General features: G+C 74.4%; 3 protein-coding genes. All 3 read left to right on the plus strand.

Features of this window, described 5'->3' with window-relative positions; translation table 11 throughout:
• Positions 1-130: 130 nt before the first annotated feature.
• The 3 genes from AC3ERT_RS26500 (at position 131) to AC3ERT_RS26510 (ending at position 25,441) form a co-directional block, all read left to right on the plus strand.
• A complete protein-coding gene (locus tag AC3ERT_RS26500; RefSeq protein ID WP_435177186.1) occupies positions 131-799 on the plus strand; it encodes a DUF1707 domain-containing protein in 669 nt (222 codons plus the stop codon).
• A 436-nt stretch (positions 800-1,235) separates the two neighbouring features.
• Positions 1,236-15,707: a type I polyketide synthase gene (locus tag AC3ERT_RS26505; RefSeq protein ID WP_435177188.1), complete on the plus strand. Its 14,472-nt coding sequence runs from the start codon at positions 1,236-1,238 to the stop codon at positions 15,705-15,707.
• A gap of 38 nt (positions 15,708-15,745) precedes the next feature.
• Entirely contained in the window at positions 15,746-25,441 is a 9,696-nt protein-coding gene (locus tag AC3ERT_RS26510; RefSeq protein ID WP_435177190.1) for a type I polyketide synthase, read from the plus strand.
• The last annotated feature ends 33 nt before the right edge of the window (positions 25,442-25,474 follow it).

Genomic DNA, 25,474 nt, shown 5'->3' on the forward strand with positions numbered 1-25,474 from the left:
ACGGGGCCCGTTCACGCGCGATCGGTCGGCAGTTGAACGTCGTAGGGCCGAGCCGCAGCGCTCCGGGCCCGGCCGGGCGGCCGGATCGAGTGCCTTGAGAATCCACTGGTACGGGAAGAGGCTGGACACCATGACTGATGAGAAGCCGTCGATCGATGACGGCGCGGAGGACTCGCAGGCAGCGCTGCGGGCGTCGGACGCGGACCGGGAACAGGTGGTGGAGATCCTGCGGGACGCCGCCGGGGACGGCCGGCTGACCTCCGAGGAGGTCAGCGAACGGGTCGAGGCCGCACTGAGCGCCCGCACCGTCAGCGAACTGGCCCAGCTCACCAGGGACCTGCCGGTCTCGCCGGTCCCCGCCGACGCCGGCACCGGGTCCGAGCGGCCCAAGGACGTCGTGGAGATCAACCAGCGGTGGGGCACCCTGCACCGCTCCGGCAGCTGGGAGGTCCCGCGCCACCTGGACATCCGGATGCACGGCGGCGACGTCAAACTCGACTTCACCGAGGCCGTGATCGGCCACGACACGCTGGACATCGACGCGCAGATCAGCATCGGCGGCAACCTCATCCTGGTCGTCCGGCCGGGCATCGTGGTCAGGACCGACGACGTGACCGTGCGGGTGGGAGAGGTCAAGTACCGCAATCCCGCGTCCGACGCGGACGCCCCGGTCGAGCTGCGCGTGAACGTCACCGGACTCCTCAAGGGCGGCGACATCGTGGTCCGCCACCCGCGGCGGACGCTCGGCCAGTGGATGCGCGGGGAAAGCGCCCTGAGCACCTCCGACAGCAAGAGCTGACCCGCCGATTCGGCGCACTCGCGGGGCGGTTGAACGGCCAACGGCCGATTCACCGCCCCGCGCTCGTTTTTCCCCTCGCACCGCCCGAACGGTATCCCCCGCGGCGCCGGCACCGCGTTCAACTGACGCGTTGCGGCACCCATGGGGCCTGGATATGTTCCTGTCGCTGGTGGACTCGACCTCAGGGTAAACATCGGCTTCACCCCGGTATCCCGGTCCGGAAGTTGCTGACGGCAATCGTGAGGTGGCGTGTGCGGCAGAAACTCCCTGGGAGCCCTGCCACGGTGAAAGTGTGACGGTATTCCACTGCCGGGACCGGGTTTTCCAGCCCGTGCTGCCCGCGCACCGATATTGCGTACTTCCTGGATAACGCCACATCGCGTCCCCCGAGATCGACGGCGGATTATCCTCGGCACAGCAGGGATGGCGGATTCAGGTGTCCAACGAAGAAAAGCTTCGCGATTACCTCAAGCTCGTGACGACCAACCTGCGCCAGGTCCGCCGCCGTCTGGCCGAGGTGGAGGAACGCGACCAGGAGCCGATCGCGATCGTCGGGATGGGCTGCCGCTTCCCCGGCGGGGTCCAGGGCCCGGAGGACCTGTGGCGGCTGCTCGCCGCCGGCACCGACGCGATCGGCCCGTTCCCGCAGGACCGCGGCTGGGACCTGGAGAACCTGTACGACCCCGACCCGGACCACCCGGGTACCTCCTACGCCCGGCACGGCGGGTTCATCTACGACGCGACCGACTTCGACGCCGACTTCTTCGAGATCAGCCCGCGCGAGGCGGTCTCGATGGACCCGCAGCAGCGGGTGCTGCTCGAAGTGGCCTGGGAGGCGTTCGAGCAGGCCGGGATCGACGTCAGCGCGCTGCGCGGCACCCCCACCGGCGTGTTCGCCGGGTCCTACGGCCAGGGCTACGGCACCGATCCCTCGATGCGGTCGGGCGCCTCCGAAGGGCACCTCCTCACCGGCGTGTCGACCAGCGTCACCTCCGGGCGGCTGGCGTTCACCTTCGGGCTGGAGGGCCCCGCGGTGACCATCGACACCGCCTGCTCCTCCTCCCTGGTGGCCCTGCACATGGCCGCCCGGTCGCTGCGCGCGGGGGAGTGCTCGCTCGCCCTCGCCGGCGGCTCCACGGTGATCTCCGCCCCGTCCGTGTTCGTGGGCTTCTCCCGGCAGCGCGGCATGTCCGAAGACGGACGCTGCAAGTCCTTCAGCGAGGGTGCGGACGGCTCCGGCTGGGCCGAGGGCGTCGGCATGCTGGTCGTGGAACGCCTCTCCGACGCCCGGCGCAACGGCCACAAGGTCCTTGCGGTGGTGCGGGGTTCGGCGATCAACCAGGACGGCGCGTCCAACGGCCTGACGGCGCCCAACGGCCCCGCGCAGCAGCGCGTCATCCGCGCCGCGCTGGCCGGCGCCGGCCTGACCACCGCCGACATCGACGCGGTCGAGGCGCACGGCTCGGCGACCAGGCTCGGTGACCCGATCGAGGCCGAGGCGCTGCTGGCGACGTACGGCCAGGGGCGTCCCGAGGGCCGGCCGCTGTGGCTGGGCTCGGTGAAGTCGAACATCGGCCACACGCAGGCCGCGGCCGGTGTCGCCGGTGTGATGAAGATGGTGCTGGCGCTCCAGCACGGGCAGTTGCCGCGCACGCTGCATGTCGAGGAGCCGACCAGTGAGGTGGACTGGTCGGTGGGCGGGGTGGAGTTGCTGGCGGAGCCGGTGGCGTGGCCGGGTGGGTCGGGGCGGACGCGGCGGGCGGGTGTGTCCGGTTTCGGGATGAGCGGGACGAACGTCCACGTGATCCTGGAGGAGGCCCCGGCCGCGGAGACGGCTGCGGAGGCGGCTGAGCCCGGGGACGACGGAGACGACGGGGTCGCCGCGGACGTGCCGGAGGCGGCGGAGGAGGTCGCTGCTCCGGCCGTTCTCGCGGGGGGTGGGGTGACGGCGTGGGTGGTGTCGGGTCGGTCGGAGGAGGGGCTTGCGGCGCAGGCGGGGCGGTTGCGGGAGTGGGTGGCGGAGCGGCCGGGGCTTGAGCCGGGGGATGTGGCGTGGTCGTTGGCGGTGACGCGTTCGGTGTTCGAGCGTCGTGGTGTGGTGGTGGGTTCGGGTCGGGGTGAGTTGTTGGCGGGTGTGGCGTCTTTGGCGTCGGGTGGTGCGGCGCCGGGTGCGGGTGCGGGTGTGGTGGGTTCGGGTGGTCGTACGGCGTTCGTGTTCGCGGGTCAGGGTGCGCAGTGGGTGGGGATGGGGCGTGAACTGCTGGGTTCTTCGCCGGTGTTCGCGGCGCGTCTGGCGGAGTGTGAGGCGGCGCTTGCTCCGTATGTGGGGTGGTCGTTGGGTGAGGTGTTGATGGGTGTGGTGGGTGCGCCGGTGTTGGAGGCGGCGGAGGTGGTGCAGCCGGCGTTGTGGGCGGTGATGGTGTCGTTGGCCGCGGTGTGGGAGGCGGCGGGTGTCACTCCCGACGCTGTTATGGGTCATTCGCAGGGTGAGATTGCGGCGGCGACGGTGGCGGGGATGTTGTCGTTGGAGGATGCGGCGCGTGTGGTGGCGGTGCGTTCGCGTGCGTTGTCGGGGTTGTCGGTGGCGGGGTCGATGGTGTCGGTGGTGATGCCGGCTGCTGCGGTGGAGGAGTTGGTGGATGGTTTCGGTGGTCGTTTGTCGGTGGCTGCGGTGAATGGTCCGGCGTCTGTGGTGGTGTCGGGTGATCAGGATGCTCTTGCTGGTTTTGAGCGGGAGTTGGCGTCGCGGCGGGTGTTGCGGTGGCGTGTTCCGGCGTCGGATTTTGTGGCGCATTCGCCGTTGGTGGATTCGTTGGCGGGTGTGCTGGAGGGGGAGTTGGCGGGGATTGCTCCGTGTCGTGGCCGGGTGCCGTTGATGTCGACGGTGACGGGGGAGATGCTGACTGGTGAGGAGTTGGATGGGGGGTATTGGTTTGCGAATGTGCGGCGGATGGTGCGTTTTGAGGAGGCGGTGCGGGGCCTGCTGGGGGTGGGGTTCGGTGCGTTCGTGGAGGTGTCGCCGCATCCGGTGCTGACTGCGGCGATCACGGAGACGGCTGAGGACGCGGGTACCGGGTCGGTGCTGACGGTGGGGACGTTGACGCGTGAGGACGCGGGTGCGGCGCGGGTGCTGCGGGCGTTGGGTGAGGCGTATGTCGGCGGGCTTTCCGTGGACTGGCGCAAGGTGCTCCCGGCCGCCGAGGTCGTCGAACTGCCCACCTACGCCTTCCGGCGCCGCCGCTACTGGCTGGAGTCTTCGGCGGCGGAGGCGGCCGCCGGCGGGGACGCGGTGCCGGGGGGTGTGGAGGAGCGGTTCTGGGCTGCCGTTGAGGGCGGTGATCTGTCGGCTCTCGCCGACTCGCTGTCGGCGGAGGACCGGCGGGACCTGCTGGGGGTGCTGCCGGTTCTGGCGTCCTGGCGGCGGCGTGAGCGGGACCGGTCAGCCACTGCGGACTGGCGTTACCGCGTCGAGTGGGCGCCGGTCGCGGACCCGGTCGCCGCGGTCCTGACCGGTCGCTGGCTGCTGCTGACCGGGCCGGACGGCGACAGCCTGACGGGTGCCTGTGCGGCGGCACTTGCCGCGCGTGGCGCGGACACCACCGTCGTCCGTGTGCCCGCCGAGGCCGTCGATCGTGCGGCGGTGGGCGCCGTACTGGGTCAGGTGCTCCAGGACGCGGCGGCCCCGGCCGGTGTGGTGTCGCTGCTTGCTCTCGACGAGACCCCGGTGCCTGGACACTCGGCGGTGCCGCGTGGCCTGGCGGGTACGTTGGCTGTGGTCCAGGCTCTTGGTGACGCGGGGGTGGACGCGCCGCTGTGGGCGTTGACCCGTGGCGCGGTCAGCGCGGCTCCCGGCGAGGCGACCGTGTCCCCGGTGCAGTCTCTGACGTGGGGCTTCGGCCGCGTTGCCGCGCTGGAACACCCCGACCGCTGGGGCGGCCTGGTCGACCTGCCCGCCGGGTTCGACGGTTCCGACGGTCGGGTTGCCGCGCGTGTGGCCGGGGTGCTGGCGGGGTCTGGTGAGGACCAGGTCGCGATCCGCGCGGCGGGCGTGCTGGGCCGGCGGCTCGTACACGCCGCGTTGCCGGCGGCGCCGGAGCGGGCGTGGAGCCCGCGGGGCAGCGTGCTGATCACCGGCGGCACCGGCCCCATGGCCGGTCCCGTCGCCCACTGGGCGGTCGAACGCGGCGCCGCCAGGCTGCTCCTGACGGGCGGCGGCACCGCGACCGCGCGGACCGCCGCACTCGCCGCCGAACTGGCCGCCGGCGGCGCCCGCGTGGACGTCCTCGCCTGCGACGCGAGCGACCGCGACCAGGCGGCCGGAGCGCTGGCGTGGGCCGGGACGACCGGTCCGGCCGTGTCCTCGGTGCTGCACCTCGCGGAGATCGTCGACAACGTCCTGGTGGACGACCTGGACGTGCCGCACCTGGCCCCGGTGCTCGCCACCAAGGCGGGCGCGGCCGCGGTGCTGGACGAGCTGACCGCCGACCTCGACCTCGACGCGTTCGTGCTGTTCTCCTCCGTCGCCGCGGTCTGGGGCGGCGGCCGCCAGCCCGGCTTCTCCGCGGCCAACGCCCAGCTGGACGCCCTGGCGGAACGCCGCCGGGCCCGCGGCGCGAGCGCCGTCTGCGTGGCCTGGGGCCCCTGGAACGTCGGGACCGCCGGCACCCGCGACGACGGCCTCCAGCTGGAGCGCCGCGGACTGCGGCTCCTCGACCCGGACCTCGCCGTCGGCGCCCTCGCCCGCGTCCTGGACGCCGGCGAGACGAGCCCGGCCGTCGTGGACGTCGACTGGGAGCGCTTCGCGCCGCCGTTCACCCTGCGCCGGCCCAGCCCGCTGATCGAGCAGCTGCCCGAGGTCGCCGCGGCCCTGTCCGGCACCGCCGCCGCAGGCGACGTCGTACCCGGCGCCGACAGCCCGCTGCTCGCGCAGCTCGCCGGGCAGAACACCACCGAGCAGCTGCGCACCCTCACCACCCTGGTCCGCGGCGAGGCGGCGGCCGTCCTGGAGCACTCCTCCGCCGACGCGGTGGGCAGCACGCGCGCCTTCAGCGAGCTGGGCTTCGACTCCCTGACCGCCGTCGAACTGCGCAACCGCCTCGCCACCGCCACCGGCCTCAAGCTGCCCGCCACGCTCCTGTTCGACTACCCCAGCCCCGGGGTGCTGGCCGGCTACCTGGCCACCGAGCTGCTGGGCGGCGGCACCGCGAGCGCCGGCGGCACCGTCGTGCCCGCCACCGCGGCCGCCGACGACGACCCGGTGGTCGTCGTCGGCATGGGCTGCCGTTTCCCCGGCGGCGTGAAGACCCCCGAGGACCTGTGGGAGCTGCTGGCCACCGGCACCGACGCGATCGGGGCCTTCCCGCAGGACCGCGGCTGGGACCTGGACGCCCTCTACGACCCGGACCCGGACGCGCCCGGCACGGCCTACGTGCGCCGGGGCGGATTCGTCTACGACGCCGCCGAGTTCGACGCGGGCTTCTTCGGGATCAGCCCGCGTGAGGCGCTGGCCATGGACCCGCAGCAGCGGCTGCTGCTCGGCACGTGCTGGGAGGCCCTGGAGCGGGCCGGGATCGTGCCCGGCACGCTGCGCGGCTCCCGCACCGGGGTGTTCGCCGGCGGCAGTTTCGCCGGCTACGGCCTGGCCCAGCCGGCCGCCACCGAGGGCCTGGAAGCGCACCTGCTGACCGGCACCACGACCAGCGTGCTGTCCGGCCGGGTCGCCTACACCCTCGGGCTCGAAGGCCCCGCCGTCACCGTGGACACCGCCTGCTCCTCCGCGCTGGTCGCCGTCAACATGGCCGCGCAGGCGCTGCGTTCGGGGGAATGCACGCTGGCCCTCGCCGGCGGCGCCTTCGTCGCGTCCACCCCCGAGCTGTTCGTGTGGGTCAGCAAGCAGCGCGGCCTCGCCCCCGACGGCCGCTCGAAGTCCTTCTCCGCCGACGCCGACGGCATGGGCATCGCCGAGGGCGCCGGCATGGTGGTCCTGGAGCGCCTGTCCGAGGCCCGCCGCAACGGCCACCCGGTGCTCGCCGTGGTCCGCGGCTCGGCCATCAACCAGGACGGCGCGTCAAACGGCCTGACCGCCCCCAACGGCCCGTCCCAGCAGCGCGTGATCCGCGCCGCGCTGGCCAACTCCGGCCTGACCGCCGCCGACATCGACGCGGTCGAGGCGCACGGCTCCGGCACCCCGCTGGGCGACCCGATCGAGGCGCAGGCGGTCCTGGCCACCTACGGCCAGGAGCGCCCCGAGGGCCGCCCGCTGTGGCTGGGCTCGGTGAAGTCCAACATCGGCCACACCCAGGGCGCGGCCGGCATCAGCGGCCTGATCAAGATGGTGCTGGCGCTCCAGCACGAGCAGTTGCCGCAGACCCTCCACGCCGAGCAGCCCTCGCCGCAGATCGACTGGTCGGCCGGCGAGGTGGAACTGCTGCGCGCGGCCCAGCCCTGGCCGGCCGGCACCGGGCGGCCGCGCCGGGCCGGCGTGTCCTCCTTCGGCGTCAGCGGCACCAACGCCCACGTCATCCTCGAAGAGGCCCCGCTCGACGCCGAGCCGCAGGCGGGTCCTTCCGCCGACCCGTCCGGCGCGGGTACCGGCGCCGCTGCCCCGCAGCCGCCCGCGGTGCTGGACACCACCGCCGACACCGCCTGGCTGGTGTCCGGACGCACCGCCGACGCCCTGCGCCGGCAGGCCGCCCGCCTCGCGGAGCACCTGGCGGCCCACCCCGGCAGCGACCCGCGCGATGTCGCCTGGTCGCTCGCGGCGACCCGCTCGGTCCACGAGTACCGGGCCGTGGTCACCGGCGCCGACGGCGGCGAACTCGTCGCCGGGCTCACCGCGCTGGCCGCCGGGACGGGCGACCCCCGGGTGGTGGCCGGCACGACCGCGGCCGCCGAGAGCGGTGAACCCGTCTTCGTCTTCCCCGGGCAGGGCGCCCAGTGGGCCGGCATGGGCCGCGAACTGCTGGCCGCCTCACCGGTGTTCGCCGCCCGCTTCGCGGAGTGCGCGCAGGCCCTCGCCCCGCACGTGGACTGGTCGGACTGGACGCCGGCCCAGGTGCTGGCCGGCGCCGAGGGCGCCCCAGGACTGGAGCGCGCGGACGTGGCGCAGCCCATGCTGTGGGCGGTGATGGTGTCGCTGGCCGCCGTGTGGGAGGCCGCCGGTGTCACCCCCGGCGCGGTGGTCGGCCACTCCCAGGGGGAGATCGCCGCCGCCACGGTGGCCGGTGTGCTCTCCGTCCAGGACGCGGCCCGGGTCGTGGCGGTCCGCAGCCAGGAGCTGTCCGGGCTCGGCACCGGCGGCGGCATGCTGTCCGTGGTGATGCCCGCCGAGGCCGTCCGCGACCTGCTGGCGCCCTGGGGCGACCGGCTGGCCGTCGCCGCGGTGAACGGGCCCGCCGCCACCGTGGTCTCCGGCGAGACGCAGGCGCTGACCGAGTTCGGGGCCGAACTCGCCGCCCGGCGCGTCATGCGCTGGCCGATCCCGGTCAGCGACTTCGTCGCGCACTCCGCCGGCGTCGAGGCGCTCGCCGGCGTCCTGGCCGAACGCCTGGCGGGCATCACCCCGGGACCCGGCCGGGTGCCGCTGTACTCCACCGTCGAGTGCCGCTGGATGGACGGCACGGAACTCGGCGCCGACTACTGGTACGCCAACGTCCGCAGCACCGTCCGCTTCCACGAGGCCGTACGGGAGCTGGCCGCCGCCGGACACGCCACCTTCGTCGAGGTCTCCCCGCAGCCGGTGCTGACCGCCGGGATCACCGAGACCGTCGAGGAACTGGCGACCGCCGACACCCCGATGGCGGTCACCGTCACCGGCACGCTGGACCGCGACAACAGCGGCCCGCTGCGGCTGCTGGCCGCCCTCGCGCAGGTGCACGTGGCCGGGACCGCCGTCGACTGGCGCCGGGTGCTGCCCGCCGGCCGCCGCGTCGACCTGCCCACGTACGCCTTCCGCGACCAGCGCTACTGGCTCGGCGCCGACGCCCCCGCCCAGCAAACGGCCACCGCCGTACACGGCGGGGACAGCGCGGCCACCGAGGCCGAGACCCGCTTCTGGGCCGCCGTCGAGGACGGCGACCTGCGGCGCCTGGCCGACACCCTCGCCGTGGACGCCGCCGAGCCGTTCGGCGCGGTGCTGCCCCGGCTGGCGTCCTGGCGGCGGCGCGAGCGGGACCGCGACGTCACCGGCACCTGGCGCTACCGGGTCAACTGGACCCCGCTCGGCGACCCGGCACCGGCCCACCCGGCCGGCACCTGGCTGGTGGCGGTCCCCGTCGACCCCGCCCCCGGCACCGCGGACCTGCTCCGGGCGTGCGTGACCGCGCTGACCGCACGCGGCGCCCGCGCCGAGGTCGTCGAGGTCGCCGCCGGCACCGCCGAGCGCGGCGCCCTGGCCGCCGAACTCACCCGCGCCCTGCACCCCGACGGCACCGCCGGCGCACCGGACCCGCACCGGTCCGCGCCGCCCGCCGGTGTGCTGTCGCTGCTCGCGCTGGACGAGACCCCGACCCTCCGCCACCCCGAACTGCCCGCCGGGCTGGCCGGCACCCTGACCCTGCTCCAGGCGCTCGCCGACGCGGCGGTCACCGCCCCGCTGTGGATGCTCACCACCGGCGCGGTGGCCACCGCCCCCGGCGACCCCCTGACCCGGCCGGTGCAGGCGCAGACCTGGGGCCTGGGCCGGGTCGTCTCGCTGGAGCAGCCCGACCGCTGGGGCGGCCTCATCGACCTGCCCGTGGTCCTCGACGACCGCGCCGCGAGCCGGCTGCGCACGGTCCTGGCCGGCTGCGGGGAGGACGAGGTCGCCATCCGCCCGGCCGGCATCCTCGCCCGCCGGCTCAGCCGCGCCCCGCAGCCCGCCGCCGACCGCGCGTGGGCGCCGCGCGGCACCGTACTGATCACCGGCGGCACCGGCGCCGTCGGCGGGCACGTGGCCCGCTGGCTCGCCGGCCGCGGCGCCGAACGGCTCGTCCTGGCCAGCCGGTCCGGCGCCGCCGCCCCCGGTGCCGCCGCCCTCGCCGCGAGCGCCGCGGCAGCCGGCAGCACCGTGGAGATCCGCGCCTGCGACAGCGCCGACCGCACGCACCTGGCCGCGCTCCTCGACCGGATCGCCGCCGACGGCCCGCCGCTGACCGCCGTCATGCACACCGCGGGCGTCCTCGACGACGGCGTGCTCGACCGGCTGGACGCCGACCGCCTGGCCAACGCGCTCGCCGCCAAGGCCGCCGGCGCCGCCCACCTCGACGAGCTGACCGCCGGCCTGGACCTCGACGCGTTCGTGCTGTTCTCCTCCGCGGCCGCGACCTTCGGCGGCGCCGGCCAGGCCAACTACGCCGCCGCCAACGCCTACCTGGACGCCCTCGCCGAGAACCGCCGCTCCCGCGGCCTGCCGGCCCTCGCCGTCGCCTGGGGCCCCTGGTCCGGCGACGGCGTGTCCCAGAACACCGAAGCGGCCCGGCAGCGGCTGCGCCGCAACCGCTGGGAGGTCCTGATGGACCCGCAGCTGGCGGTCAAGGCACTGGGCACCGCACTGGCCGGCACCGACACCGTGCTGACCGTCATGGACCTCGACCTCGCCGCCTTCGCCTCCTCCCCCGGACAGGAACAGGCCCTGGAGGCGCCGCTGCTGCGCGACCTCGCCGAGGTCCGGCAGCTCAAGGCGGCCCACCGCCCCGACAGCGGCGCCCAGCGGGTCGAAGGCGACCTGGCGAGGGAGCTCGCCGGCCTGTCCCGGGCCGAACAGGACCGCCTGCTGGTCGACCGGATCAGGGACGAGGCCGCCGGAGTGCTCGGCCACACCGGCTCCGACGAGGTGGAACCCGGACGCGCCTTCAGCGACCTGGGCTTCGACTCGCTGACCTCCGTCGAACTGCGGAACCGGATCGCCGCCGTCACCGGACTCCGGCTGCCGGCGACGCTGATGTTCGACCACCCCACCCCCGCGGTGCTCGCCGCCCACCTGCGGACCGAACTGCTCGGCGCCCTCGACGCGGACGACGCACCGGCCGGTGCCGCCGCCGTTCCCCAGGCCCCGGCGGGTACGGACGACGACCCGATCGCCGTCGTCGGCATGAGCTGCCGCTTCCCCGGCGACCTCAACACCCCCGAAGAACTCTGGGAGTTGCTCGCGGGCGGCGGCGAGGGAATCTCCGGCTACCCGCAGGACCGCGGCTGGGACGAGCACGCCCTCTTCGACCCGGACCCCTCGCGCCCCGGCACCTCCTACACCCGCGAAGGCGGGTTCCTCCACCAGGCCACCCGCTTCGACGCCGGGTTCTTCGGCATCAGCCCGCGCGAGGCACTGGCCATGGACCCGCAGCAGCGCCTGATGCTCGAACTGTCCTGGGAGGCACTGGAGGCCACCGGCCTCGACCCCGCCACCCTGCGCGGCTCCCGCACCGGCGTGTTCATCGGCGGCTACTCCTCCAACTACGCCCTGGCCAGCATGCAGCTCGGCGGGCAGGAGAGCGCCGCCCAGGTCGAGGGCCACCTCGTGACCGGCAACGCGACCAGCATCATCTCCGGCCGCGTCTCCTACACCCTCGGCCTCGAAGGCCCCGCGATGACGGTGGACACCGCCTGCTCCTCCTCGCTGGTCGCCCTGCACACCGCCGCGAAGGCGCTGCGGTCGGGCGAATGCCCGCTGGCCCTGGTCGGCGGCGTCGCGGTGATGGCCACCCCGTGGGAGATGGTCGGCTTCGCCCGGCAGCGCGGACTGGCCGCGGACGGACGCTCCAAGGCCTTCTCCGCCGACGCCGACGGCATGGGCATGGGCGAGGGCGCCGGCATGGTCGTGCTGGAGCGCCTGTCCGACGCGCGCCGCAACGGGCACCACGTGCTCGGCGTCATCCGCGGCTCCGCCGTCAACCAGGACGGCGCCTCCAACGGCCTCACCGCGCCCAACGGCCCCTCCCAGCAGCGGGTCATCCGCGCCGCGCTCGCCGACGCCCGCCTCACTCCCGCCGAGGTGGACGCCGTCGAGGCGCACGGCACCGGCACCCCGCTGGGCGACCCGATCGAGGCACAGGCGCTGCTGGCCACCTACGGCCAGGAGCGTGCCGGGGGCAGGCCGCTGTGGCTGGGCTCGGTGAAGTCCAACATCGGCCACACCCAGGCCGCGGCCGGCATGGCCGGTGTGATCAAGGTGCTGCTGGCGTTGCGGCACGAGGAGCTGCCGCGGACGCTGCACGTGGACGAGCCGTCGCCGCACGTGGACTGGTCCGCGGGTGAGGTGCGGCTGCTGGGTGAGCCGGTGGCGTGGCCGGCCGGCGAGCGTCCGCGCCGGGCGGGCGTGTCGGCGTTCGGGATCAGCGGGACGAACGCCCACGTCATCGTGGAGGAGGCGCCGGCCGAGCAACCGGCCGAGGGTGACTCCGCCACGGCTGTGACGGACCCGGACGCGCTGCCCCTGCTGCCGTACGCGGGTGCCTGGCCGGTGTCGGCCCGTTCCGCGGAGGGGCTGGCGGCGCAGGCGGACCGGCTGCGGGAGTGGGTGGCGGCCCGTCCGGAGCTGCAACCGGCCGATGTGGCGTGGTCGTTGGCGGCGACGCGTACGGCGTTCGAGCACCGTGCGGTCGTGTTGGGCGCGGATCGTGGGGAGTTGCTGGCGGGGGCGCAGGCCGTCGCCGAGGGTGCGTCGTCGGCGTCGGTCGTCTCCGGAGTGGCCCGCTCCGGGGCCAAGGTGGGGCTGGTCTTCGCCGGCCAGGGATCGCAGTGGACCGGCATGGGCCGGGAGTTGTACGGGTCCAGCCCGCTCTTCGCCGAGGTCTTCGACCGGGTGTGCGGGCTGCTGGAGTTGGAGCTCGGGGCTGATGTGCCGGTCCGGGACGTGGTCTTGGGCTCCGAGGGTGTGGACGCCGACCTGGCGGATCAGACGTTGTACGCGCAGACGGGGTTGTTCGCGTTCGAGGTGGCGTTGGCTGGGGTGTTGGAGGCTGCGGGGGTGCGGCCGGATGCGGTGGTGGGTCACTCGGTGGGTGAGGTGGCTGCCGCGTACGTCGCCGGGGTGCTGTCGCTGCCGGACGCCTGCAAGCTCGTCGCGGTACGTGCCCGGCTGATGCAGGAGCTTCCTTCGGGTGGCGCGATGGCGTCGATCAAGGCGCCGGAGGCGGAGGTTGTGGCCTCCTTCGCCGAGGTGACGGGTGCGGTCGCGGTCGCCGCGGTGAACGGTCCGGACTCGGTCGTCGTGTCCGGCGCGGTCGAAGCGGTGGACGCGCTGGTGGAGTTGTGGCGGGAGCGGGGTCGCCGGGTGCGGCCGTTGCGGGTGTCGCACGCGTTCCACTCCCCGGCGATGGACCCCGTCCTCGACGGTCTCAGTGCCGCGGCGCAGGGGATCGAGCACCGCCGGCCCACCGCGCTCTGGGCGGGCGCCCTCAGCGGCGAGTTGGTGTCGGACCCGGACGCCGGGTACTGGCCTGCGCAGGTGCGGCAGGCGGTCCGCTTCGCCGACGCCGTCGCGGCTCTGGCGCGTGAGGGGATCTCGGTCTTCCTGGAGGTCGGCCCGGACGGTTCGCTGTCCTCCCTCGGCCCGGACGCGGTCGCCGAAGTGCAGGGCGTGGAGCCCGCCTTCGTGCCGCTCCAGCGCCGTACCGACGAGGGCGTGACCGGCCTGGAAACGGGCCTGGCGCGGGCCTTCGTCCAGGGTGCCCCGGTGGACTGGAAGCGGGTGCTTCCGCAGGGCGAGACGGTGGAGCTGCCGACGTACGCCTTCCGCCACCAGCGCTACTGGCCGGACGGCATCCAGACCCTCCCGCACGCCTGGGGCGACGGCACCGGAACCGCCACCGACGCCGCGTTCTGGGCCGCGGTCGAGGACGGCGACCTCGCCTCGGTCGCCGACGGCCTGGCCGCCGAGGACCAGCGGCAACTGGCCGACGCCCTGCCCGCGTTGGCGTCCTGGCGGCGCCGGGAGCAGGAGAAGTCGGCCACCGCCGACTGGTGGTACCGCGTGGCCTGGGAGGTGGTCGCCGACCCCGCCCCGGCGGACCCGTCGGGCACATGGCTGCTGGTGGCCCCCGCCGTACCCGCCGCGAAGACGCTGGCCGACCACTGCGCCCAGGCGCTGACCGACGGCGGCGCCGAGGTGGTGCTGCTCACGCCCACCGAGACCACCGACCTGGGGCGGCTGGCGGCCCAGATCGCCGAGGTCGTTCCGCAGGACGGCGTGGCCGGCGTCGTCCATCTGCTCGCCGTCGACGAGACACCGCTGCCCGGGCACCCGGCGCTCGCGACCGGCCTGGCCGGCTCGCAGACACTGGCCCAGGCCCTCGTCATGGAGGGCGTGCTCGCGCCGGTGTGGGGCGTGACCCGCGGCGCCGTCGCCGTCGCACCGGAAAAGGCCCCGGCCAGCGCGGTGCAGGCCCAGGCGTGGGGACTCGGCCGGGTCGTCGTCCTCGAGCACCCCGACCACGGGGGCGGGCTCATCGACCTGCCCGAGGAGTTCGACGAGCGGACCGCACAGCGGCTGCGCGCGGTGATCGCCGGCTGCGGCGAGGACCAGGTCGCCATCCGTCCGTCCGGTATCCACGGCCGCCGCCTGACCCGCGCCGCGCAACCCCGCCGCACCGGCGGGCAGTGGGCGCCGCGCGGCACCGCGCTGATCACCGGCGGCACCGGCGCCCTCGGCGGCCGGGTCGCGCGCTGGCTCGCCGACCGCGGCGCCGAGCGGGTCGTCCTGGCCGGCCGCTCCGGCCCCGGCACCGCCCACAGCGCGGCCCTTGCGGCCGAACTCGCGGAGCGCGGCGCGCACGTGGAGGTCCTCGCCTGCGACGCCGCGCAGGAGTCCGCACTCGCCGGCGCCATCGACTGGATCGGCGCCGGCGGCCCGCCGCTGACCGCCGTCATGCACGCGGCCGGCCTCGGCCAGATGACGGCCCTCGACGACGCGTCCGTGCCGGAACTGGCCGCGATCCTCGCCGCCAAGGCCGGCGGCGCGACCGCCCTCGACCGGCTCACCGCCGACCTGGACCTGGACGCCTTCGTGCTGTTCTCCTCCATCGCCGCCACCTGGGGCAGCGGTATGCAGGCCGGCTACGCGGCCGCCAACGCGCACCTCGACGCCCTGGCCGAGCACCGCAGGGCCCGTGGCCTGGCCGCGACCTCGGTGGCCTGGGGTCCGTGGGGCGGCGGCGGCATGACCGACGAGGAGGCCACCGGGCACATGGAGCGGCGCGGCCTGCGCCTGCTCGACCCGGACGCCGCCATCCGCGCCCTCGACCAGGCGCTTTCCACCGACGAAGCGGCGATCACCGTCGCGGACGTCGACTGGGAGCGGTTCGCACCGCCGTTCACGCTGCGCCGGTCCAGCCCGCTGATCGAGGGCCTGCCCGAGGTCGCCGAGGTGCTGGCCGCCCGCAGTGACGCCGACGGCGCGGACGAGGCGTCGGCGGCCGGCAACGCGCTGGCCGCGCAACTGGCCGCCCTGAGCCGCACGGAACAGGACCGGTTGCTCACCGAAATGGTACGGACCGAGGCCGCCGTCGTCCTGGGCCACGCGAGCGCCGAGACCGTCGCGGCCGACCGGGCGTTCAGCGACCTCGGGGCCGACTCGCTGACGGCCGTGGAACTCCGCGACCGGCTGGGCCGGGCCACCGGGCTGCGGCTCCCCAGCACCCTGCTCTTCGACTACCCCACCTCGGCCGCGCTCGCCGACCACCTGCGCGTCCGCCTGACCGAGGAGGCCAGCCCGGTCAAACCGGTCCTGGCCGAACTGGACCGCCTGGAGCAGATGCTCGCCGCACTGCCCGGCGACGGCGAGTCCGCCCAGATCACCAGCCGCCTCGAGGTCGTCCTTTCCAAGTGGAAGGAGACCCAGGCGAGCGATGCCGCACCCGGAGTTGCCGAGAAGCTCGAATCGTCGTCCGACGACGAGGTCTTCGACTTCATCGGAAAAGAACTCGGAATCTACTGACCGTCCAGCGCTGCGACTTCTTCGAATAGGTGAGTTAAATGAGCGAGGAGAAGCTTCGCTATTTCCTCAAGCGGGTGACCGCCAACCTGCACGAGACCAGGCAGCGCCTACAGGCAGTGGAGGCGGCCGGCGGCGAACCGGTGGCCCTGGTGGGCATGGCCTGCCGCTTCCCCGGCGGGGTCCGCACCCCGCAGGCCCTGTGGCAACTGCTGGACGCCGGGCGGGAGTCGGTGGCCGGGCTGCCGCAGGACCGCGGCTGGGACCTGAGCGGCCCCGACGGCACCGGGCAGGACGCCGCCGAGGTGCAGGCCGGCAACTTCGTCTACGACGCCACCCGGTTCGACCCGGCCTTCTTCGGGATCAGCCCGCGTGAGGCGGTCTCGATGGACCCGCAGCAGCGGGTGCTGCTGGAGGTGGCCTGGGAGGCACTGGAGCGGTCCGGGATCGACCCCGTGTCGCTGCGCGGCTCCGCCACCGGTGTGTTCGCCGGCGGCTCGGCCTCCGGCTACGGCTGGGTCAGCGGCGAACAGGGCGACCTGGACGGGCACGTGATGACCGGCAACGCCATGAGCGTGCTGTCCGGCCGCGTCTCCTACACCCTGGGCCTGGAGGGCCCCGCGGTCACCGTGGACACCGCCTGCTCCTCGGCCCTCGTCTCGCTCCACCTGGCCTGCCAGGCGCTGCGTTCCGGGGAGTGCTCGATGGCACTGGTCGGCGGCGCCTACGTGGCGGCCACCCCGGTGCTGTTCACCGACTTCAGCACCTCCCTCGGGCTCTCCCCGGACGGGCGCTGCCAGGCGTTCGGTTCCGGTGCCGACGGCATGGGCGTCGCCGAGGGCGTCGGCATCGTCGTGGCCGAGCGGCTGTCGGACGCGCGGCGCAACGGCCACAAGGTCCTTGCGGTGGTGCGGGGTTCGGCGATCAACCAGGACGGCGCGTCCAACGGTCTGACGGCGCCCAACGGGCCCTCGCAGCAGCGCGTCATCCGCGCCGCGCTGGCCAGCGCGCGGCTGTCGGCCGCCGATGTGGACGTGGTGGAGGCGCACGGCACCGGTACGCCGCTGGGCGACCCGATCGAGGCGCAGGCGCTGCTGGCCACCTACGGGCAGGAGCGTCCCGAGGGCCGGCCGCTGTGGCTGGGCTCGGTGAAGTCGAACATCGGCCACGCCCAGCAGGCCGCGGGCATGGCCGGAATCATCAAGATGGTGCTGGCGCTCCAGAACGAGCGGTTGCCGCGCACGCTGCATGTTGAAGAGCCGACCAGTGAGGTGGACTGGTCGGTGGGCGGGGTGGAGTTGCTGGCGGAGCCGGTGGAGTGGCCGGGTGGGTCGGGGCGGACGCGGCGGGCGGGTGTGTCCGGTTTCGGGATGAGCGGGACGAACGTCCACGTGATCCTGGAGGAGGCCCCGGCCGCGGAGACGGCTGCGGAGACGCCGGACGACGGGATCGACGCCGACGTCGCCGAGATGGTGGGCGAGGACACCGACGAGGCTCCCGCGCCGGCCCCCGCTGTCCTTGCGGGGGGTGGGGTGACGGCGTGGGTGGTGTCGGGTCGGTCGGAGGAGGGGCTTGCGGCGCAGGCGGGGCGGTTGCGGGAGTGGGTGGCGGAGCGGCCGGAGTTGGAACCGGCCGATGTGGCGTGGTCGTTGGCGGCGACGCGTTCGGTGTTCGAGCGTCGTGGTGTGGTGGTGGGTTCGGGTCGGGGTGAGTTGTTGGCGGGTGTGGCGTCTTTGGCGTCGGGTGGGGTGCCGTCGGGTGTGGTGGGTTCGGGTGGTCGTACGGCGTTCGTGTTCGCGGGTCAGGGTGCGCAGTGGGTGGGGATGGGGCGTGAACTGCTGGGTTCTTCGCCGGTGTTCGCGGCGCGTCTGGCGGAGTGTGAGGCGGCTCTTGCTCCGTATGTGGGGTGGTCGTTGTGTGAGGTGTTGACGGGTGTGGAGGGTGCGCCGGTGTTGGAGGCGGCGGAGGTGGTGCAGCCGGCGTTGTGGGCGGTGATGGTGTCGTTGGCCGCGGTGTGGGAGGCGGCGGGTGTGGTGCCGGATGCGGTGGTGGGGCATTCGCAGGGGGAGATTGCGGCGGCGACGGTGGCGGGGATGTTGTCGTTGGAGGATGCGGCGCGTGTGGTGGCGGTGCGTTCGCGTGCGTTGTCGGGGTTGTCGGTGGCTGGGTCGATGGTGTCGGTGGTGATGCCGGCTGCTGCGGTGCAGGAGTTGGTGGATGGTTTCGGCGGTCGTTTGTCGGTGGCGGCGGTGAACGGTCCGGCGTCTGTGGTGGTGTCGGGTGATCAGGATGCTCTTGCTGGTTTTGAGCGGGAGTTGGCGTCGCGGCGGGTGTTGCGGTGGCGTGTTCCGGCGTCGGATTTCGTGGCGCATTCGCCGTTGGTGGACTCCCTGTCGGATGTGCTGGAGGGGGAGTTGGCGGGGATTGCTCCGTGTCGTGGCCGGGTGCCGTTGATGTCGACGGTGACGGGGGAGATGCTGACTGGTGAGGAGTTGGATGGGGGGTATTGGTTTGCGAATGTGCGGCGGATGGTGCGTTTTGAGGAGGCGGTGCGGGGCCTGCTGGGGGCGGGGTTCGGTGCGTTCGTGGAGGTGTCGCCGCATCCGGTGCTGACTGCGGCGATCACGGAGACGGCTGAGGACGCGGGTACCGGGTCGGTGCTGACGGTGGGGACGTTGACGCGTGAGGACGCGGGTGCGGCGCGGGTGCTGCGGGCGTTGGGTGAGGCGTATGTCGGCGGGCTTTCCGTGGACTGGCGCAAGGTGCTCCCGGCCGCCGAGGTCGTCGAACTGCCCACCTACGCCTTCCAGTACCGCCGCTACTGGCTGGAGCCGTCCACCGCGGAGGCGGCCCCCGCTTCTGCGGAGTCCGGCGCCGACCCGGCCGAGATCCGCTTCTGGAACGCCGTCGACGGCGGCGACGTGGCCCACATCGCCGAGGTCCTGCAACTCGACGACGAGCACTCGCTGGGCGAGGTGCTGGCCGCCCTCACCTCCTGGCGGCGGCGTGAGCGGGACCGGTCGGCCACTGCGGACTGGCGTTACCGCGTCGAGTGGGCGCCGGTCGCGGACCCGGTCGCCGCGGTCCTGACCGGTCGCTGGCTGCTGCTGACCGGGCCGGACGGCGACAGCCTGACGGGTGCCTGTGCGGCGGCACTTGCCGCGCGTGGCGCGGACACCACCGTCGTCCGTGTGCCCGCCGAGGCCGTCGATCGTGCGGCGGTGGGCGCCGTACTGGGTCAGGTGCTCCAGGACGCGGCGGCACCGGCGGGCGTCGTGTCGCTGCTTGCTCTCGACGAGTCCCCGGTGCCTGGACACTCGGCGGTGCCGCGTGGCCTGGCGGGTACGTTGGCTGTGGTCCAGGCTCTTGGTGACGCGGGGGTGGAGGCGCCGCTGTGGGTGCTGACCCGCGGTGCGGTCAGCGCGGCTCCCGGCGAGGCGACCATGTCCCCGGTGCAGTCCCTGACGTGGGGCTTCGGCCGCGTTGCCGCGCTGGAACACCCCGACCGCTGGGGCGGCGTGGTCGACCTGCCCGCCGGGTTCGACGGGCACGAGGACGACGACGCCCAGGTCACCGCGCGGCTCTGCGCGGTGCTGGCCGGCTGCGGCGAGGACCAGGCCGCCGTCCGCCCGTCCGGGATCTACGGCCGCCGGCTGAGCCGGGCCGACCGCCCGGGCGGCGACGCCGGGCGCTGGACGCCCGGCGGCACCGCCCTGGTCACCGGCGGCACCGGCGCCATCGGCGGGCACGTGGCCCGCTGGCTGGCCGGCCGCGGCGCCCAGCGGCTGGTGCTGACCAGCCGCTCCGGCCCGGCCGCCGCGGGAGTGGCGGCCCGCGCCGCCGAACTTGCCGCCCGCGGCAGCCAGGTCGACGTCTTCGCCTGCGACGTCAGCGACCGCGCCCAGGCGGCCGGGACCCTCGACCGCATCGCGGCGCGGGGCCCCGCCCTGACCACGGTGCTGCACACCGCCGGCATCAACCAGGCCACCCTGGTGCAGGACACCGACCTCGCCGAGACCGACGCCGTCCTCGCCGCCAAGGCGGCCGGCGCGCTGCACCTGCACGAACTGACCCGTGCCCTCGACCTCGACGCGTTCGTGCTGTTCTCCTCGATCTCCGCCACCTGGGGCAGCGGCCTCCAGCCCGCCTACGCCGCCGCCAACACCTTCCTCGACGGCCTCGCCGAGTACCGCAGGGCCCAGGGCCTGCCCGCCACCTCGGTGGCCTGGGGCTCCTGGGGCGGCGGCGGCATGACCGACGAGGAGGGCGCGGCCCAGGGCATACGCCGCGGCCTGATCGTCATGGACCAGGACCACGCCGTGCAGGCGCTCGCCCAGGTCCTGGACGCCGGCGAACCCCAGCTGACCGTCGCCCACGTGGACTGGGAGCGGTTCGCGCCGCCCTTCACCCTGCGCCGGCCCAGCCCGCTGATCGAGCACCTCCCCGACGTCGCGAAGGCACTGGCCGGGGACCGGCCCGACGCCTCCGCGGGCAGCGCCGCGGACTCCGGACCGGACTCCTCGGCGTCCTGGCGCAAGCAGCTCGCGGGACTGTCCCGCACCGAGCAGCAGCGGACCCTGGTCACCCTCGTCCAGACCCAGGCGGCCGACGTGCTCGACTACGCCTCGCCGGGCGAGGTCGAGGCCACCCGTGCCTTCAGCGACCTCGGCTTCGACTCGCTGACCTCGGTCGAACTGCGCAACCGGCTGAGCGGCGCCACCGGCCTGCACCTGCCCGCCACGCTGATGTTCGACGCCCCCACCCCGGCCGCGACCGCCGACTTCCTGCTCGCCGAACTCGCCGACACGGCCGACCTGGCCGACCAGGAAGGCGCCGCCCGCTCCACCGGGACGCCCGCGCCGACCGGGCCCGCGGACGAACCGCTGGCCATCGTCGGCATGGCCTGCCGCTACCCGGGCGGCGCCACCGGCCCGGAGGAGCTGTGGAACCTCGTCACCGCCGGGGTCGACGCCGTCTCCGTCCTCCCGGCGGACCGCGGCTGGGTCATCGAGGACCGCGAGGGCGACGCCCCGGGCCCCGTCCGCTCCGGCGGCTTCGTCTACGACGCGAGCGGCTTCGACGCCGGCTTCTTCGGGATCAGCCCGCGTGAGGCGGTCTCGATGGACCCGCAGCAGCGGGTGCTGCTGGAGGTGGCCTGGGAGGCGCTGGAGCGGTCCGGGATCGACCCCGCCTCGCTGCGCGGCTCCGCCACCGGCGTGTTCGCCGGCGCCTCCGCCTCCGGCTACGGCTGGAGCTCCGGCGTCCAGAAGGAACTCGACGGCCACCTGGTGACCGGCATCTCCACCAGCGTGGTGTCCGGCCGGGTCTCCTACGTGCTCGGCCTGGAGGGCCCCGCGGTCACCGTGGACACCGCGTGCTCCTCGTCCCTCGTCGCCCTGCACATGGCCTGCCAGGCGGTGCGCTCGGGGGAGTGTTCCCTCGCGCTGGCCGGCGGTGTCATGGTGGCCGCCAACCCGCTGCTGTTCGACCAGTTCAGCAAGCAGATGGGGCTGGCCCCCGACGGCCGCTGCAAGCCCTTCTCGGCGGGCGCGGACGGCATGGGCCTGGGCGAGGGCGCGGGCATGCTCGTGGTCGAGCGGCTGTCGGACGCGCGGCGCAACGGCCACAAGGTCCTCGCGGTGGTGCGGGGTTCGGCGATCAACCAGGACGGCGCGTCCAACGGCCTGACGGCTCCCAACGGCCCCTCGCAGCAGCGCGTCATCCGGGCGGCGCTCGCCAACTCCGGTCTGACCGCCGCCGATGTGGACGTGGTGGAGGCGCACGGCACCGGCACGCCGCTGGGCGACCCGATCGAGGCGCAGGCGCTGCTGGCGACCTACGGCCAGGAGCGTCCCGAGGGGCGCCCGCTGTGGCTGGGCTCGATCAAGTCCAACATCGGCCACACGCAGGCCGCCGCCGGTGCGGCGGGCGTCATCAAGATGGTGCTCGCCCTCCAGCACCGCACGCTGCCGAAGACGCTGCACGCGGCCGAACGCTCCCCGCACATCGACTGGACCGCAGGCGACGTCCAACTGCTCACCGGGGCGGAACCCTGGACGGCGGAGGGCCGGGTGCGCCGGGCCGGCGTCTCCTCGTTCGGCATGAGCGGCACCAACGCCCACCTCATCCTCGAGGAGGCCCCCGCCGAGGACGCCGCACCGCTGGACACCGAACCGGTTGAGGCTCCACGGGTGGACGCCGACGAGGCTCCCGCATCGGACCCCGCAGTTCTCGCGTCGGGTGACGTGACGGCGTGGGTGGTGTCGGGCCGCTCGGAGGAGGGGCTCGCCGCGCAGGCCGGGCGCCTGCGGGACTGGGCCGCGGAACGGCCGGAGCCGACGCCGGCGGACGTGGCGTGGTCGCTCGCGGCGACGCGTTCGGTGTTCGAGCACCGTGCGGTGGTGGTGGCCGGTGACCGGGACGGGTTCGTGGACGGGGTGCGGTGCCTGGCCGCGGGGACCGGGGCGCCGTCGGTCGTCACCGGCACCGCCCGCCCGGCTGGTCGTACGGCGTTCGTGTTCGCGGGTCAGGGTACGCAGTGGATCGGGATGGGGCGTGAACTGCTGGGCGCGTCCCCGTTGTTCGCCGCGCGTCTGGCGGAGTGTGAGGCGGCTCTGGCTCCGCATGTGGAGTGGTCGCTGCGTGACGTGCTGATGGGTGTGGAGGGTGCGCCCGAGTTGGAGGCTGCGGAGGTCGTGCAGCCGGCGTTGTGGGCGGTGATGGTTGCTCTGGCTGCGGTGTGGGAGGCCGCAGGCGTGACGCCGGACGCGGTGGTGGGGCATTCGCAGGGTGAGATCGCGGCGGCGACGGTGGCGGGGATGCTGTCGTTGGAGGACGCGGCCCATGTGGTGGCGGCGCGTTCGCGTGCGTTGTCGGGGTTGTCGGTGGCGGGGTCGATGGTGTCCGTGGTCATGCCGGTGGGCGCTGTGCAGGAGTTGGTGGACGGCTTCGAGGGTCGTCTGTCGGTGGCGGCGGTGAACGGTCCTGCCGCGGTGGTGGTTTCCGGTGCGCCGGAGGCGTTGGCGGACTTTGAGCGCCAACTGGCCGCCCGTAGGGCGATGCGGTGGCGTATTCCGTCCACGGATTTCGTGGCGCACTCTCCGGCGGTGGAGCCGTTGGCGGAGCAGTTGCACGGCGAGTTGAGCGGTATCGCGCCTCGCGCCGGTCGGGTGCCGATGGTCTCGACGGTGACCGGTGAGTGGTTGACCGGCGTGGAGGTTGATGCGGGGTATTGGTTTGCGAATCTGCGGCGGACGGTGCAGTTCGAGGGTGCTGTGCGGAGTCTGTTGGCTGCCGGGTACGGGGCGTTCGTGGAGGTGTCGCCGCATCCGGTGTTGACCGCGGCGGTCGCGGAGACGGCTGAGGACGCGGGGGCCGCGGATGTTCTGACGGTGGGGACGTTGGAGCGGGAGAACGCGGGGTCGGCGCGGCTGCTCACGTCCCTCGGGCAGGCGCATGTCGGCGGGCTGCCGGTGGACTGGCGGCGGGTGCTACCGGTCGGTGTGACGGTGGATCTGCCGACGTATGCGTTCCAGCGGCGCCGGTACTGGCTGGAGTCGGCGGGTGCGGCGCCCGTCGTCGGCGGGGATGGTGCGTCGTCGGAGGCGGAGGCCCGGTTCTGGGCGGCGGTGGAGGGTGGTGATCTGGCGGGGATCGCGGAGACGCTGTCCATCGAGGACGAGCGCCAGCTGCACGACGTGCTGCCCGCGCTCGCGTCCTGGCGGCGGCGTGAGCGGGAGCGGTCGGTGACGGAGGGATGGCGCTACCGGGTGTCGTGGGTTCCGGTGGCCGATCCGGTGGGCGGGGTGTTGTCAGGTCGGTGGTTGCTGGTGGTTCCGGCAGGTGGTGCCGGTGGTGGGCTGGCGGATCAGTGCCGTGCGGTGGTGGAGGCGCGCGGGGCCGAGGTCGTGGTGGTGGAGGTGGCCGGGGCCGTGAGCCGGGAGGCGGTGGCGGAGCTGGTGCGGGGTGTAGTGCCGGAGGGCGGGTTCGCCGGGGTGTTGTCGTTGCTGGCGGTGGATGAGGCGCCGTTGGAGGGGTACCCGTCGGTGTCGGTGGGGCTGGGCGCCACGTTGGGGTTGGTGCAGGGGCTGGGGGACGCGGGTGTGGGGGCGCCGCTGTGGGTGGCGACGTGCGGGGCGGTGGGCGTGCCGGGTGATGAGCCGGTGCGTGCGGAGCAGACGCAGGTGTGGGGCCTGGGCCGGGTGGTCGGGTTGGAGCACCCCGAGCGGTGGGGTGGCCTCGTGGATCTCCCGGCCGTGTTCGACGGCGCGGACGGCAGGATCGCCGCGCGGTTGGCGGGGGTGCTGGCGGGCTGCGGTGAGGACCAGGTCGCGATCCGTGCGGCGGGCGTGCTGGGCCGGCGGTTGCTGCACGCCGCGTTGCCGGCGGCGCCGGAGCGGGAGTGGAGCCCGCGGGGCAGCGTGCTGCTCACCGGCGGCACCGGCGCCATCGCCGGGCACAGCGCGCGCTGGCTGGCCGGCCGCGGCGCCCAGCGGCTGGTGCTGACCAGCCGGTCCGGTCCGGCCGCCGCCGACGTGGCCGCGCGCGCCGCCGAACTGGCCGCCGGCGGCGCCCGCGTGGACGTCCTCGCCTGCGACGTGAGCGACCGCGCCCAGGTGGCCGGGACCCTCGACCGGATCGCGGCGGAGGGCCCCGCGCTCTCCGCGGTGCTGCACACCGCCGGCATCGGGGAGACCGTGCCGGTGGCGGAAGCCGACCTGGCCGCGACCGACGCGCTCCTGGCCGTCAAGGCGGCGGGCGCCCGGCACCTGGACGAGCTGACCCGCGAACGCGGCCTGGACCTGGACGCGTTCGTGCTCTTCTCGTCGATCTCGGCGGTCTGGGGCAGCGTCGTGCAGCCCGCCTACGCGGCCGCCAACACCTATCTCGACGGCCTCGCCGAACGCCGCAGGGCCCAGGGCCTGGCCGCGACCTCCGTGGCCTGGGGCCCGTGGGGCGGGGGCGGCATGACCGACGACGAGACCGCCGGACGGCTCGCCCGCGGCGGGGTGGCCCTCATGGACGCCGACCTCGCGGTGCAGGCGCTCGCCCAGCTCGTGGACGGCCGCGAGGGGCCGACGACCATCGTGAACGTGGACTGGTCGCGGTTCGCCGTGCCCTTCACGCTGCGCCGGTCCAGCCCGCTGATCGAGAGCCTGCCCGAGGTCGCCGCGGCCCTCGCCGAGGAGGCCGCGGAACCGGCCGGCGACCCGGCCGCGGGCGCCTCGCTCCGCGAGGAACTGGCCGATCTGCCCCGGGCCGAGCAGCACCGGGCGCTGGTCCGGCTGGTGCAGGCGCAGGCCGCCGCGGTCCTCGACTACGCCGCTCCGGAGGACGTGGAGGCCACCCGCCCCTTCAGCGACCTCGGCTTCGACTCTCTGACCTCCGTCGAGCTGCGGAACCGGCTGAGCGGCGCCACCGGCCTGCAACTGCCGGCCACGCTGCTGTTCGACCACCCCACCCCCGAGGCGGTGGCCGGCCACCTGTGGGACGAGGAGTTCCAGGAGCAGACGGGCCCGGCGTCCCTGGTGGAGGAGGTCGACCGGCTGGGGTCGCTGCTCACCGGCACGGCACCGGACGAGAAGACGTACGACCTGGTCACCGAGCGTCTCCAGGGTCTCCTCGCCCAGTGGAAGGAGACCGGCGCCCCGCAGGGGAGCCAGGCGGTCGCGGACAAGATCGGCTCCGCCTCGGACGACGAGATCTTCGAGTTCATCCACCGGGAACTCGGCCGGTAAATGGCCCACGTCAGGTGCGGACGGCACGTACGC

This window comes from Actinacidiphila sp. bgisy145 (assembly GCF_057708125.1).

Excerpts from the sequence above, each read along its gene's own strand:
- AC3ERT_RS26500 (WP_435177186.1), top strand. The coding sequence starts at position 131 with ATGACTGATGAGAAGCCGTCGATCGATGACGGCGCGGAGGACTCGCAG.
- AC3ERT_RS26510 (WP_435177190.1), top strand. The coding sequence starts at position 15,746 with ATGAGCGAGGAGAAGCTTCGCTATTTCCTCAAGCGGGTGACCGCCAAC.